11 protein-coding genes are annotated in these 13,935 nt (G+C 57.1%); 5 read left to right on the forward strand and 6 right to left on the reverse strand.

Annotation, left to right across the window (positions count from 1 at the left end):
* Nucleotides 1–155: 155 nt before the first annotated feature.
* Entirely contained in the window at nt 156–326 is a 171-nt protein-coding gene (locus ACOVRA_RS04420) for a hypothetical protein (RefSeq protein WP_421719241.1), read from the forward strand.
* Between the two features lie 213 nt (nt 327–539).
* Here the strand turns inward: ACOVRA_RS04420 and ppdK are convergent, their stop codons facing one another.
* The 5 genes from ppdK to ACOVRA_RS04445 all read right to left on the reverse strand — a co-directional run bounded on the left by ppdK (nt 540) and on the right by ACOVRA_RS04445 (nt 9,695).
* Nucleotides 540–3,197, reverse strand: a complete 2,658-nt coding sequence (gene ppdK / locus ACOVRA_RS04425; protein ID WP_421719242.1) for a pyruvate, phosphate dikinase — start codon at nt 3,195–3,197, stop codon at nt 540–542.
* Between the two features lie 270 nt (nt 3,198–3,467).
* Nucleotides 3,468–5,618, reverse strand: a complete 2,151-nt coding sequence (gene glyS / locus ACOVRA_RS04430) for a glycine--tRNA ligase subunit beta (protein WP_421719243.1) — start codon at nt 5,616–5,618, stop codon at nt 3,468–3,470.
* A 3-nt stretch (nt 5,619–5,621) separates the two neighbouring features.
* On the reverse strand, nt 5,622–6,506 hold the full coding sequence (locus ACOVRA_RS04435) for a glycine--tRNA ligase subunit alpha (protein WP_421719273.1): 885 nt from the start codon (nt 6,504–6,506) through the stop codon (nt 5,622–5,624).
* A gap of 139 nt (nt 6,507–6,645) precedes the next feature.
* Nucleotides 6,646–8,595 carry a hypothetical protein gene (locus tag ACOVRA_RS04440; protein WP_421719244.1) on the reverse strand — a complete coding sequence of 650 codons (1,950 nt, stop codon included), beginning with the start codon at nt 8,593–8,595 and terminating at the stop codon, nt 6,646–6,648.
* Between the two features lie 308 nt (nt 8,596–8,903).
* The gene (locus tag ACOVRA_RS04445) at nt 8,904–9,695 is read right to left on the reverse strand and encodes an SDR family NAD(P)-dependent oxidoreductase (protein WP_421719245.1); all 792 of its coding nucleotides are present in this window, start codon (nt 9,693–9,695) and stop codon (nt 8,904–8,906) included.
* Nucleotides 9,696–9,791: 96 nt separating this feature from the next.
* On the opposite strand from ACOVRA_RS04445, the gene ACOVRA_RS04450 reads away from it, so the two are divergent.
* The 4 genes from ACOVRA_RS04450 to ACOVRA_RS04465 are packed head-to-tail and all read left to right on the forward strand — an operon-like array spanning nt 9,792 to nt 13,211.
* Nucleotides 9,792–11,096, forward strand: coding sequence for a diguanylate cyclase domain-containing protein (locus ACOVRA_RS04450; RefSeq protein WP_421719246.1), 1,305 nt, complete (start codon nt 9,792–9,794; stop codon nt 11,094–11,096).
* Entirely contained in the window at nt 11,093–11,803 is a 711-nt protein-coding gene (locus ACOVRA_RS04455; RefSeq protein ID WP_421719247.1) for a DsbA family oxidoreductase, read from the forward strand. Before ACOVRA_RS04450 ends, ACOVRA_RS04455 begins: the two co-directional genes overlap by 4 nt.
* Nucleotides 11,803–12,288: a Holliday junction resolvase RuvX gene (gene ruvX / locus ACOVRA_RS04460; RefSeq protein WP_421719249.1), complete on the forward strand. Its 486-nt coding sequence runs from the start codon at nt 11,803–11,805 to the stop codon at nt 12,286–12,288. The genes ACOVRA_RS04455 and ruvX overlap by 1 nt, the downstream gene beginning before the upstream one ends.
* The gene (locus ACOVRA_RS04465) at nt 12,285–13,211 is read left to right on the forward strand and encodes an AEC family transporter (protein WP_421719250.1); all 927 of its coding nucleotides are present in this window, start codon (nt 12,285–12,287) and stop codon (nt 13,209–13,211) included. Before ruvX ends, ACOVRA_RS04465 begins: the two co-directional genes overlap by 4 nt.
* 17 nt (nt 13,212–13,228) lie before the next feature.
* On the opposite strand, the gene ACOVRA_RS04470 is transcribed toward ACOVRA_RS04465, so the two are convergent.
* Nucleotides 13,229–13,819 (reverse strand): fasciclin domain-containing protein, encoded by a 591-nt coding sequence (locus ACOVRA_RS04470; RefSeq protein WP_421719251.1) that lies wholly within the window; start codon nt 13,817–13,819, stop codon nt 13,229–13,231.
* Between the last annotated feature and the right edge of the window lie 116 nt (nt 13,820–13,935).

Below are 13,935 nucleotides of genomic sequence, written 5' to 3' on the forward strand. Positions count from 1 at the left end.
TATAAAATATCTGAGGTTTTGAGAGTGGGGATAAGTTTTGTTTTATGCGCTCCCCTCTCCCAGTGGGAGAGGGGAGTTCCCTCCACAATGTCATCCCCGCCGGAGCGAAGTGGAGAGCGGGGACCTCAGGGGACTTTGCGTCAGGAGATCCCCGATTGGCTCAAGCCATCGGGGATGACAGCGCTTTAGGATTTTTCTATCTGGAAGGCTTTGGTGCAGGCCGTGCCTGCCCCAAAGGCCAACTTCGATTGTTCGTGGGCGATTTGACGGGTCAAGTCCGCTTCGCGCCGCTCCGCGGCAGATTTCCAAAGGAAATCTGGACTTGACGCGACACATCGCCCGATCACGATATTCAAAGCGGTTTGGTGAGACAGAAGGATCACCAAAACGCTTCTAGATAGAAACCCCACCAAAAGGACCGCGCAGCACAAGCTGCGCCTGTCAACGCGTACGGATGCGCAGCTCTTGCTGCGCGCTCCCCTTCAGTCCCTTCGGGACACATCGGCGTATCTCCAACGCCGCTGCCTATCTGCCTAGTCTCAGCTTAGCGCTGCTTGCGCCGCAGCCAAGCGCGCGATGGGGACGCGGTAGGGGGAGCAGGACACATAGTCGAGGCCAGCCTTTTCGCAGAAAGTGATGGAGGCAGGATCACCACCATGCTCACCACAAATGCCGAGCTTCAGGTCGGGCTTGGTTGCCCGACCGCGATCCCGGGCAATCTTGATCAAGTCGCCGACGCCAGACTGATCCAAAGTCACGAACGGGTCTTTTTCAAAAATGCCCTGCTCGACATAGGCCCCCATGAAGCGACCGGAATCATCGCGGCTGATGCCAAGGGTCGTCTGGGTGAGGTCATTGGTGCCGAAGGAGAAGAAGGCTGCCTGACGGGCAATTTCGTCGGCCTTCAACGCAGCACGTGGCAATTCAATCATGGTGCCGACGAAATACTCAATCTCCATCCCTTCATGATCCATGACTTCGCGACCAATCGCATCGACCCGATCTTTCAGGATTTGCAATTCTTTTTCGGTCGCCACCAGTGGGATCATGATTTCAGGAACAGGCGCTTCGCCTTCGGCCTTGGCCACTTCAATCGCAGCTTCAAAGATGGCACGGGCCTGCATCTCATAGATTTCAGGATAGGTGATGCCGAGGCGGCAGCCCCGGTGGCCCAGCATTGGGTTGACTTCATGCAGGTCTTTCGCGCGCTCTAACAGCTTCGCCTTATCAAGACCCGTCGCCTTGGCGACCGCTTCCACATCTTCCAAGCTATGCGGCAGGAATTCGTGCAACGGCGGGTCGAGCAAGCGGATCGTGCATGGCAGGCCCTTCATGATGGTGAAAATCTCAACAAAGTCGCGGCGTTGCATTGGCAAAATCTTCGCCAGTGCCAAAACGCGGCCTGCTTTGGTTTCCGACAAGATCATTTCACGGACTGCGGCAATCCGGTCTGCGTCGAAGAACATATGTTCGGTGCGGCACAGGCCGACACCCTCAGCGCCGAACTCACGCGCGGTGCGCACATCGAGTGGGGTTTCGGCATTCGCGCGAACCTTCAAGCGGCGGACCTTATCGGCCCACACCATGAGTGCGGCAAAGTCGCCCGACAATTCAGGCTGTTCCATCTCCACCGCGCCAAACAGGACTTCGCCCTTGGAGCCATCGACTGAGATGATGTCGCCTTTTTTGATCTCACGACCGCGAACCTTGAACACACCTGCCTCTTCGTCAATGCGGATTTCGCCCGCACCTGAGACGCAAGGACGGCCCATGCCACGGGCTACAACGGCGGCGTGGCTGGTCATGCCGCCGCGCGAGGTGACGATGGCGCGGCTGGCGTGCATGCCGTGAATATCTTCTGGGCTGGTTTCTTCGCGGACAAGAATGACCGACTTACCCGCTTTGGCCATTTCTTCGGCTTCATCGGGGTCAAAGACGACTTCGCCGACCGCAGCGCCCGGCGAGGCCGGCAGGCCGACAGCGATCAAGTCACGGGCAGCTCCTGGTGCAATCGTGGGGTGCAGCAATTGGTCGAGGGCTGCGGGGTCGACCCGCATCACGGCTTCATTCTCGGTGATGAGACCTTCGGCAACCATGTCAACGGCGATCTTAAGAGCCGCTTTGGCCGTGCGCTTACCGTTACGGGTTTGCAGCATCCAGAGTTTGCCGCGCTCAACCGTGAACTCAATGTCCTGCATGTCGCGGTAATGGCCCTCCAACTGGCCATAGACTTGGACGAGTTGCTGGAACACTTCGGGTAAGGCCTCTTCCATTGAAAGACCACCCTCGCCCATGGTTTCGCGTTGAACACGCGTGATAGACTTTGGTGTACGGATACCGGCCACGACGTCTTCGCCTTGGGCGTTGATCAGATATTCGCCATAGAACAGGCGCTCACCCGTCGAAGGGTTGCGGGTGAAGGCAACACCAGTTGCGGAGGTTTCGCCCATATTGCCAAACACCATGGCCTGCACATTGACGGCGGTGCCCCAGCTTTCAGGGATGTCGTGCATTTTGCGGTAGAAGTCGGCGCGGTCATTCATCCACGAGCGGAACACAGCACCGACCGCGCCCCACAATTGGTCGTTCACATCCTGCGGGAATGGCTTGCCCATCGCGGAGTCAACCGCGGCCTTATATTTCACAACCACCTTTTCCCAATCTTCGGCCTGAAGATCGGTATCAATCGTATAGTCGTGGACTTCCTTATAGCTTTCGAGAATATCCTCGAACATGTGGTGGTCGAGTTCCAGCACCACATTGGAATACATTTGGATGAAGCGGCGATAGCTATCAAAGGCAAAGCGGCGGTTGCCGGATTGGGCGGCGAGGCCTTCCACGGTTTCATCATTCAGGCCCAAGTTCAGGACCGTATCCATCATGCCGGGCATGGAAGCGCGTGCGCCAGAGCGGACCGACACCAGAAGCGGGTTGACGGCATCGCCAAAGCCCTTGCCGACCGTGGTCTCAACCGTCGTCATGGCCGCTTTGACTTCATCGGCCAGTGCATCAGGATATTTCTGGCCCAAAGCGTAAAAGGCCGTGCAGACCTCCGTCGTAATGGTAAAGCCCGGGGGAACGGGAAGCCCGATCTTATTCATCTCCGCCAGATTGGCACCCTTGCCACCCAACAGATTTTTCATGCTGGCGTCGCCATCCGCGAGGCCTGCTCCAAAGCTATAAACCAATTTACTCATGTAGCATCTGCCTCATGTGATTCCTGCGCCATAGGCGCGTGTTAGCGGCCCTTCTAAGGCAGTCCAGTGAAGTATCAACCCACATGAAAGCCCAGAATGGCCGAACTGTGTCGCAAGACACACACCCTTCTGGATATGTAGTTTTACAACACGCAAAATCGTCCAGAATCCGGGCACGTGCCCAGATTGAGGTCCTATTGGAAGCAAGTCTTAGGCCACAGCCGCCGTCTTTGATTTTGCGCAAGTCGCGGCGGATAGGTGGATTGGGCTTTAGCCGCCTGCGAGCTTTGAGAAGTCGGCCACCCGCTCACTCACCGCGCGCAATTTTACCAATAGCGCCAAACGGTTCTGACGAATGGCGGCATCGGCATCATTGACGAGAACGCCCTCGAAGAAGCGGTCAACGGGCGCACGTAGGCCTGCCAAGGCCCCCATCGCCGCATCAAACTGCTCTGCTGCCAAGGCCTGCTCCATCTGGGTTTCGGCCGCCACAAGGGCATCATGCAGCGCTTGCTCGGCCGGTTCGGCCAACAGTGAGGCCGTAACATCACCATGTGCCGCAGCACCGTCCTTCTTTTCCTCCGCGCGCAGAATATTGGCCCCGCGCTTGAGGCCCGCCACCAGATTGGCCCCGTCTTCGGTCTTTAGAACCTTGGCAAGGGCTGTTACGCGGGCAGCGATTCGCACGATGTCATCATCGGGAATGGCAAAGGCTGCTTCGAGCACATCTGGCGCAAAGCCTTCATCGCGGAGGGATACGCGTAGGCGCTCGAGGATGAAGTCGCGGACTTCTAACGCTACAATTGAATATTGGTGGGGCGCGATAACAGCATCCGCATTTAAGACCTTGTCATAGCCTCTGCGCGCGGAATTCAGCATTGACGTCAAAGCAAAGCGGACCCCGCTTTCGCGGATAATCCGGATAACGCCCAATGCTGCCCGACGCAGTGCAAAGGGGTCACCAGAGCCAGTTGGCTTTTCCTGAATTGCGAAGAAGCCCGTAAGCGTATCGAACTTATCGGCTATAGCCACAGCCATCGCGACAGGCTCACTCGGTACCTGATCGGACGGGCCGACGGGTTTGTAGTGGTCGCGAATGGCGTCGGCGATGATTTGGTCACGAAGTGAGGCACCAACCGAGTAAATGCTAGTTTCCTGCTCTAACTCTGGCGACTTAAACAGGTTGAGCTGATAGTACCGTCCCATAACCCCTTGCAGTTCAGGGAACTCCCCAACCATCTCAGTTGTCAGATCAGCCTTCGCAAGCTTAGCAGCATGTTGGGCATCTGCGACATCCGCCCCTACTAATGGCGCAATCGTGCCGGCTAATGTAATCATCCGCTCGACTTTTTGGCCGACGCTTTTCAGTCGTTGATGGTAAACCAACGTATCGAGCTTCGGCACGCGGCTTTCGAGGCTGGCCTTGCGGTCCAGATCCCAGAAATAGCGCGCATCATTGAGGCGGGCGGCCAGCACGCGCGCATTGCCGAGCGCGATTTTCTTGCCGCCGTCGGTCGCCTTCACATTGGACACGATGATGAAATGCGGCGCGAGGTCACCAGTCTTAGGATCGCGGACGACGAAATATTTCTGATTGACGCGCAAGGTCAGGCGAATGACTTCTGGCGGCAGGTCCAAGAAGGAGGGATCCATATCGCCCATGATCACATGCGGCTCGTCCACCAGACCACAGACTTCTTCTAAAAGTCCTTCATCATCAATGAGTTCAAGGTTACGGGCATGGCACAGGGTTTGGGCGTCGGCCTTGATCTGGGCCTTGCGCTGGTCGCGGTCGAGGACGACATGGGCGGCAGCTAATTTGGCCTCATAATCCTCAAAATCCTTGACCTCGAACGTGCCCGTGCCGTGGAAGCGATGGCCTTCGCTGATATTGCCAGAGGCGATCCCGTCGACGTCAAACGGCACGATCTCGCCGTCAAACACGGCCAGAATCCGGTGCAAGGGCCGCACCCAACGCAAAGTGCCCTCGCCCCAGCGCATGCTCTTGGGCCAAGGGAAGTTGCGAATGATGTCAGGCACGATCTCAGCCAAAGCATCCGGCGTGGCCCGGCCTGGCTTGACCAGATCGGCGACGTAAAAATCGCCCTTTTTGGGGTCCGATACCACGCGGGCTTGGGCGATATCGGAAAGGCCAGCACCGCGCAAAAAGCCTTCAATGGCTTGGGCGGGCGCATCAACTTTGGGGCCCTTACGCTCTTCCCGCACATCGGCCGTCCGCTCTGGCAGGCCTTCCACGACGGCGACGAGGCGGCGCGGCGCGCTAAAGGTTTCCATCCCACCGGGCAAGAAGCCAGCTTTGGTCAAAGCATCCATCAAGAGCTTTTTAAGGTCTTCTGCGGCCCGCTTTTGCATGCGGGCGGGGATTTCTTCGGAGAAAAGTTCGAGCAAGAATTGGGGCATGGTTCAGACCACCTCTTCTTGGGCTGGGGCTTGGGTTTCTGCCCAGAGAACAGCACAGCCTTTGGCCTGATCGCGAACACGCGCGATAAAACTCTGCCGCTCGGTCGGGGACACCACGCCGCGCGCGTCGAGCAAATTGAACAAATGCGAGCATTTCAGCGCCCAGTCAAAGGCCGGCAGTGGCAAGCGTTTGTCGCGCAAATGGGTGCACATACGCTCTGCATCCTCAAACCAGCGCTTCAGCATGGCTGGGTCGGATTCTTCGAAGTTAAAGGTGGATTGCTGGCGCTCATTTTCCAGAAACACATCGCCATAGCTGACACCAAGACCATTGAAATCAAGGTCATAGACATTTTCCACGCCCTGGACATACATGGCCAAGCGCTCTAGCCCATAGGTCAGCTCGCCCGAGACGGGCTTGCAATCTAGGCCACCGACTTGCTGGAAATAGGTGAATTGGGAGACTTCCATCCCATCACACCAAATCTCCCAGCCGAGCCCCCAAGCGCCAACGGTAGGGTTTTCCCAATCGTCTTCGACAAAGCGGATGTCATGCAAAGTTGGGTCGATGCCAATTTCATAGAGCGAATTGAGATACAGCTCCTGCAAATTGGGCGGGTTGGGCTTTAGGATCACCTGATATTGGTAATAATGGCCCAAGCGATTTGGGTTTTCGCCATAGCGGCCATCCTTGGGGCGGCGCGACGGCTGCACATAGGCGGCGCGCCACGGCTTTGGACCAAGCGCGCGCAAGGTCGTGGCGGGATGCAAGGTCCCTGCCCCAACTTCGGTATCATAGGGTTGCAGAATGACGCAGCCTTGGCGGGCCCAATAGTCCGAAAGGGTAAGAATAATATCTTGGAAGCTGGGCACTTTGCCAGCAGCCAGCGCCCGCGAGCAAGGCGTTTCGCGTGGGGCGGCTTGAGGAGCATTGAATTGGGTCATGACGATCTGTGCATAAAGCGCAAGCGGCCCCGCTTGCAACAAGCGGGGCCGCATTTAGCGCAGAAGAAGGTGGAAACTTGGCCTATTCCTTCAAGCGCAGGCTGAAGGTTTCCCGCGCAATCTGCTCAAAGGTCGCATTCAACTGGCTTGCATCGACGGCAAATGCACGCTCTGCACTGCCCGCACAGGTGCGCAGGCGGCTGACGGCATCCGTATCAGAGACGTTGATCGCTACCGTATAGAGCTCGATCTTATAAGTTTCGCGGATCGCCGTACACCAAGATTGCATGCGGCTATCGAGTGTGGCGCGATCTGGCGATCCCGAACAACCTGGAGCGCCGGATTCACTGCAACCCCAATAGCCGGGGAAGTTGACCGCTTGCTCGTTTGCCCCGTCGGTCATCAGAACCATAACTTTGGTGACTGTCGAGGAATCAAACGGTTCAGGCCGGTTATGCTGGAAGAAGCTTGCCCATTCGGTACGTGGTGAAAGCGCGCGCAGGCCCCAACGCAAGCCGACATCAGCGTGGGTTCCCCCTGGCGATGGCGACAGACGGTCAATCGTATCGATCAATTGGCTCCGGCTGGCCGACAAGCCCAGCATTGGCATCGGACAGTTCAGGTTTGGCCCGGTGATGCGGCGGAAGCTATCCCACGTCTGCCTTGGTACCCACGAGCACCAAGAACCATTGGCATTGTTCCACGTGATCTCGTTGTAGTCAGCGGCGCAGCCATTGGCGGTGCCGGTGTTCAAATTCAACTGGCAACCGCCGCTGCTGATGCAAGCTTGGCTGCCGGTGAAATTGAAGAAGGCGTTGCGCGTGCCATTATTGTCGTTTTGCGAGCAATTGATGGTCGTGATGCTTTGGCTGCCAGATGGGCACGAATTATAGGGGCACGAATAGGGATTATTGACGCAGGCCGCGTTCACCGTCGACTTGCCAAAGCTTAAAAATGCAAACCTCTCAGGCTTTTGGCCCGGCAGCATCAATTTGCCTTGTGTTTGCGGTGGTGGTGGTGGTGGCGGTGGCGGTGGCCCCGGCGGAGGAGGCGGTGGCCCTGGAGGTGGCGGCGGACAACCAGTCCAGTTGTCGCACATTCTAGGGACGCTCACGCCTTTGGTTCGCGTGGCATTGTTGACGCGCGGCGGCACCCGCAGGGCATTCCAGCTCATACCGGTTTTTGTGTCATCCGTTGCACTGAGGCTTTCACCCGTGCCGGCGATACATCCACGCCAACCAACTGGCGCAAACAATGAGTTTAAAGTGGACGTGGTCTCATTAATATTAGACGTGCGGCTGATGAGATTTGTCGGCAGCGACCGCGTGCCCGCATCAACTGGGCTTCGCACGGTTGCTGCGGCATTATCCCACGTTTGATTAGGCACTTCACTGCGAATATTGACAGTCGTCGTCCAAGGAATAACCGCAACCCGTAGACGGTCTGGGATGGTGACGGTGTTGAACAGCGTGTTGACAAAGCCTTTGGCCGCGCTGCGCATTTGGGTAAAGCGCGTGGTTGGGCGTCCATCCTTTTGGAACATGGATGCGGTCGTATCAACCACAACAGCCACTTCCAAGCGCCGGTCCGTCCCCGCCGTGGCAACACCAACGGCGCTAATCGCAATGGTGGATCGACCAATCAAGCCGCCCAAAATCAAGCTCTGTGTGCCGGTACCTGTCAGGCGCGCTGAACCATCTGCATCCCATGTAACAGAGGCCTGAAGATTGCTAACACCGCGATCCTCACCAGGCGCGGAAGCTAGAAATGCCTTTGTACCGGCCGTCACCCCTGCAGCCCTGGCAAGCGTGTCGCCCAGAGAGCTCTTGTCCGCCTGCTCGCGCTTGGCCGCCAAAGCACCTGCATCGGCAGCGGCGGCCAAGGATGCTTTGGTGTTGGCCACGCGGTTCAGCTCAATAGAAGCTCCCAGCACGCCCAAGGACACGGACGAGACCAACGCAAAAATGACCGCGACATTGCCGCGCTCAACGCGACTGATGCTCGTAGCTAATAAAGACTTCGAGAATTTCATCGTCTCAATCCTTCAAAGCACCGCAAACGTCAGGGCACTAATCTGGAAAGTAACACGCAAGGTCCTAACAACGCCTAAAAACGACTGGTAAATGGAAAATAAACCCAATGAATTCAATTTTATTTATCAGGTACTACAAATGTAGTAGCCCGTATTTCTATGGACTTTATCCAGTCAAGAAAAGGTTAACAAAGAGAAAGGCATGCAATGTTCTACCTCGCACAACTTGCATATGCGTCACCCAATACGGTCAAGTTTAAGGATAGAAATGGAGACTTCCTAGCTAGATACCTGTCGACCCATAAATGTTACAAGGCTTGTCCATCATCGATTTGGACAACCGCACCACTGGTGTAACGGCCAGCATCTGACACCAACCACGTCATCGCCCCATCCAAAGCTTGATCGTCCATCAAACGGCGGCGCGGAAATCCGGCGACCATTTTCTGCCCGCCAGTTTGGCCCAACCAATCGGCATTTATCTCGGTCTCAATATAGCCCGGGCAGATGGCATTCACATTGATGCCCTTGCGCATCCATTCTGCAGCCATCGACTTTGCCATCATGACGACGGCGGCTTTCGAGACGCAATAAGGAACAAGGCCAGGCAAAGGTTTCAGACCCGCCATCGAGGCAATCAGCACAATTCGGCCATCACCGCGTTCCGCACTGCCACTTGCAATCATGCGCTTGGCCCCTTCGCGTGCGGTGAGAAACACGCCGCGCACATTGACCGACATCATGGCATCATAGGCGTCCATCGAAATATCGGTCGCGAGGCCAATCTCATTGGTGCCTGCATTGGCAATGACAATGGACGGAAGGCCTAAGCCCGCTTCGGCGGCATCAAAGGCGGCAATCACGCTGGCTTCATCTTGTACGTCTAATTTTACGGCCTGCGCTTGGCCGCCTGCGTCCTGAATCGACGCGACCAAGGCCTCCAGCCGATCGACCCGTCGTGCGCCACATACGACCTTTGCGCCAAGCCCTGCAAAAAGGCGGGCGAAATGCGCGCCCAGCCCCGAAGATGCCCCGGTAATCAGAGCGGTTTTGCCTTGAAGGCTGAAATTGGGCTGGATCAAAGCAGGGTTGGCAGTCAAAACAGGGGGCCTTTCACATTCGTTTACTGACGACTCAGTTTCCCCACGCTAGGGTGCTACACGAATTTCGCAATGGCCCTTGAAAGTAGGCATAGGATGGCAAAGCCACATATTCTCGTTCTCGCCGGCGATGACGCAAGTGAAGTGCTATCCCAAGCAGGCTTCACCATTGCGGGCGAAGACCATCAACGTCGCCAGACGGCTGCCATTGTGGTCGATACACGCGGGGCTAGTGGGCCTAAGGCCGCTGATCTTGTGCGGTCGCTCAAAGCTGCCCTTGGGCCGCGGGCTGGCCTGTTTATGGCGTGGAGTAATGGCGAAGAAAACTTCGACATCAGCGCCTTTGACGGGGTGTTGGATGCCTTTGCGACGCCCAGCGTCTTGGCGGCCCGTTTGGGATCGAGCTTGCGCATCGCGGTGATGGCAGACGAAGCCAAAATGCGGTTTCGGACCTTGGCCCACTTTGGCGGCCCTTCTCATCCGCCCATCGTCAACAGCGCGAAAGTGCCCCGCATTTTGATGTTTGGCCAACCCGGCCCTGATTTATTGCAGTTTTCAACCGCAATCACACATTTGGGTGCAGAGACCATTGCGGCCTTCACCTCGTTTACGGCGTTTGATTATCTTCATGAGAGCGAGTTTGATGGCGTCGTGATCTTGGCCCGCGATGACCGCGCCACGGCGCTGAGTTTTTGTGCCGCTATGCGTCGCAATGCGCGCATGTTCCACATGCCTTGCCTGATCCTTGGATCACCTGATTTCGATAATCCTCACGAAGCCATAGAGCGCGGCGCGACGGATTTTGCGGTTGCGGGCGACGATGACCCCGCCGCTGCAGATCGCCTTCTCAACTTTGTCGAAGAAAAGCGCAGCCGCGATGCATTGAACTTGGCGTTTGCGGCAGCCCGCGCGCCTGCCGCCATGGAGGCTACCACTGGCCTTTACGCACCGTCTTTCTTCTTGGCGCATCTGGAAAGCTTGGTTAAAAGAGCGCACGAAACCGACCGGCCTTTGTCCATTGCCGTAGCCCGCCTCGACACTGAAGCCAGCCTTGGCGTGGTACATACGCGTCAAGGGATTGAGCGCTTGATTGGCCAGTCTGGGGCCATGCTGTCGCGCTTGGTGCGTGCCGAAGATGTAGCTGCGCGTCTTGATCAAACGACCTTTGTTGTTGCCTTCCCAAGCTCGGATGATGAGGCGGCCTCGATTGCGGCAAATCGTATTGCTGCCGTCCTCGAATGTACGGCATTTGACGTACAGGCCGATCACACCAGCTATAGCAACGACCAGCCCATCCAAATCAAGCTGGCGATTGCAAGCGCGAGCCTATCACCGCAAGAGAATGCTGCGGGTTTGCTGCAACGCGTAACCCGTATGCTGGAACAAGGCCAAAACGCATGAGCGATACCCCTACCCAAGCTCCGGTACTGGACCGTCCGGTCACCATCGATTTTATCTCAGACGTGATTTGTCCGTGGTGCTATGTTGGGTTTCGCGCGCTGGTAACAGCCTGTGTAACACGCGGTGAGGTTCCCACCCATTTGTCGATGCGGCCATTTGAACTCGACCCTACGACACCCAAAGAAGGCGCAGACCGTCGGGCGCGGCTTTTGGCCAAATTTGGCGGCGATGAAGCCCGCTTAAAAGAGATTTCCCAAGCCGTGGTCGATGCTGGGCTTCGGGTCGGCATTGAATTCAATTTTGACGCCATCAAAACCACACCCAACACGCGCGATTGCCACCGTTTGCTGCGCTGGGCCCGCTCAGCCGGTGTTGAAGTAGAATGCGCCGAAGCTCTGTTTCAGGCCTATCACGTCGAAGGTGAGGACTTGAGTCAATCCTCGACCTTGGTGTCAATTGCCCGTGGCCTTGGCATGGATGGCGACCTCGTCGCGCGGCTTTTGGCCAGTGATGCCGACGTTGCCCCGGTTGAGCAGGAATTGGAGATCGCCCAGCGCATGGGCGTCACTGGTGTCCCAACCGTCCTGTTTAATCAAAGCTTTGCGGTGGTCGGTGCCCAAGGGGTTGAGACCTTTGTGTCGGCGCTCGACCGGGCGCGGGCCGAACAAGTCACAGCGCCGCAACCTGCCGCCCCCGGCACTAACTGATGCCGATTCTGGACTATCGGGAGTTTTGTGAAAGCTTGCCTGCCCGTCAGGCCTTAATCGGGATTGATCCCGGGTCGACCACGATTGGGGTTGCGGCTTCTGACGTCACCCGCCTGATCGCCAGCCCTGCTGGCGGGGTCAAGCGCACGAAGATGGCTGCGGATGGGCAAGCGATTTTTGCGATTTTTGATGACCGCTCCGCTTGTGGCCTCGTGGTGGGACACCCGATCAATATGGACGGGTCAAAAGGCCCCTCTTCCCAGGCCGCCCGCGCTTTTGCGCGCAATTTGTTGAACATTCGCGATGTGCCGCTGTTGATGTGGGACGAGCGGCTATCGACGGCGGCCGTCCAACGTCAAATGATTGCCGCCGACATGACCCGCGCCAAGCGCGCGGCGGTCGTCGATGCAGCTGCCGCCGCCTATATGTTGCAAGGCCTTTTGGACCGCTTGCAGGGCGGGTTCAGCCTCGGCACCCTGTCATGAACGTGGCCTTCACCGCGATTTTGCCCGTCTTTCTGGTGATCGCCATTGGCTTTGTGGCCAAGCGCGCCAAGATCGTGCCCGACACCTCTTGGGCAGCCGTCAATTCCTTTGGCTATTGGATGCTCTATCCAGCCTTTTTGTTTTCAACAGTGGCAGGAGCGGACTTTTCAGGGCCGGACACGGTCCACTTCCTCACCTGCTTGGTCGTGGGCTTTGCCTTGGCAGGCCTGTGGGGTCTTAGCCTGAGGCTTTGGTTTCGTGACGATGGCCCCGCTTTTACCTCCATCTTTCAAGCCAGTGTGCGCTGGAATGGCTTTATCGTTTTAGCAGCAGCCCCTGCCCTTTACGGACCTGAAGGGCTTGCACTGATCGCTTTGGGCTTTGGCCCCGTGGTGGCTTTTGTGAATTTGATGAGCGTCTTTGTCATGGCGCGATGGGGCAAGAATGACATTGTGCCGAGCCTTAAGGGCGCTTTAGGCGAAGTCATGCGCAACCCCTTGGTGCTAGCAAGCTTGACCGGGATTATCGCCAATCTGATCGGGCTGACCAAATTTATCGGACCTTTGGAGCCAGCACTCGCGCTATTGGGCCGGGCCGCCATGCCCGTGGCCTTGGTGAGCGTTGGGGCGGCTTTGAGTTTTGAGGGCTTGGGCAAAGTACCGCTGCGCTTGGCGGTTGGGGTGGTCTCGAAGCTCGCAATTGCGCCACTTCTCATGTTGCTGGTCACCCAAATGCTGGGCTTAGCCCCCCTGCCCAGTGCAGTGGCGATTGGTGTAGCCTCGATGCCGAGCGCCCCTGCAGCCTATGTTCTGGCCCGTGAATTAGGGGGCGATGCGCCCTTAATGGCCGGTTTGGTGACCGCGACGACCTTGATCGCCTTGGTCACCATCCCCTTATGGCATGTGTTGACGATGCCGGCCTAAGCAGGCCGCCACTTGGCTTAGTGATGCTTAGGCGCAGGTGGCATCAAAACGGTGTCGATCACATGGATCACGCCATTGGAGGCACCAACATCGGCGGCGATCACGGCAACGCCGTTAACGGTCACGCGGCCATTGCGGCCATCAATCGTGGCCTTACGGCCTTGAACGGTGGTGGCCGGGGTGACTTTGTCGAGCAATTGGTTGGACGTGATTTTGCCGGGCACGACGTGATAGGTCAGGATGGAAATCAATTGCGCGCGATTTTCAGGCTTCAAAAGCGTTTCCACCGTGCCTGCTGGCAATTTGGCAAAGGCGGCATCGGTCGGCGCAAACACGGTGAATGGGCCAGAGGTTTTAAGCGTATCGACCAAGCCAGCAGCACTAAGAGCAGCGGCCAAGGTGTTGAAGCTACCCGCCCCGACTGCCACGTCAATGATGTCGCCCTTGGCGGGCTTTGCAGCATTTGAAGCCGCATGATAGCCGATGGTCTGATAGCCAGCCGCTTGGGCTGCGGCATCGTTCTGAGTCTTAGCGCATTGCGCCATTGCCGGTGCTGCAGACAAAGCGAGGGCGGCTGCCGCCGAAGCGAACATTTTGAAGTTTAACATATTTTGGTCCTAAAGATCGAGCGGGATAGCTCTGGGACAGTCTACGCAGCCCGGTTCAACTGGATGTATGAGAACCCAATTTCGTGATGTTTCTCTCTGAATTGTAATTCTAGACG

This window comes from Aquidulcibacter sp. (assembly GCF_049239865.1).
Classification (GTDB): Bacteria; Pseudomonadota; Alphaproteobacteria; order Caulobacterales; family Aquidulcibacteraceae; genus Aquidulcibacter.

Coding starts and splice junctions, on each gene's coding strand:
- ACOVRA_RS04440 (WP_421719244.1), bottom strand. CDS start 8,595: ATGAAATTCTCGAAGTCTTTATTAGCTACGAGCATCAGTCGCGTTGAG.
- ACOVRA_RS04450 (WP_421719246.1), top strand. CDS start 9,792: ATGGCAAAGCCACATATTCTCGTTCTCGCCGGCGATGACGCAAGTGAA.
- ppdK (WP_421719242.1), bottom strand. CDS start 3,197: ATGAGTAAATTGGTTTATAGCTTTGGAGCAGGCCTCGCGGATGGCGAC.
- ACOVRA_RS04455 (WP_421719247.1), top strand. CDS start 11,093: ATGAGCGATACCCCTACCCAAGCTCCGGTACTGGACCGTCCGGTCACC.
- ACOVRA_RS04465 (WP_421719250.1), top strand. CDS start 12,285: ATGAACGTGGCCTTCACCGCGATTTTGCCCGTCTTTCTGGTGATCGCC.
- ACOVRA_RS04470 (WP_421719251.1), bottom strand. CDS start 13,819: ATGTTAAACTTCAAAATGTTCGCTTCGGCGGCAGCCGCCCTCGCTTTG.
- ruvX (WP_421719249.1), top strand. CDS start 11,803: ATGCCGATTCTGGACTATCGGGAGTTTTGTGAAAGCTTGCCTGCCCGT.
- glyS (WP_421719243.1), bottom strand. CDS start 5,618: ATGCCCCAATTCTTGCTCGAACTTTTCTCCGAAGAAATCCCCGCCCGC.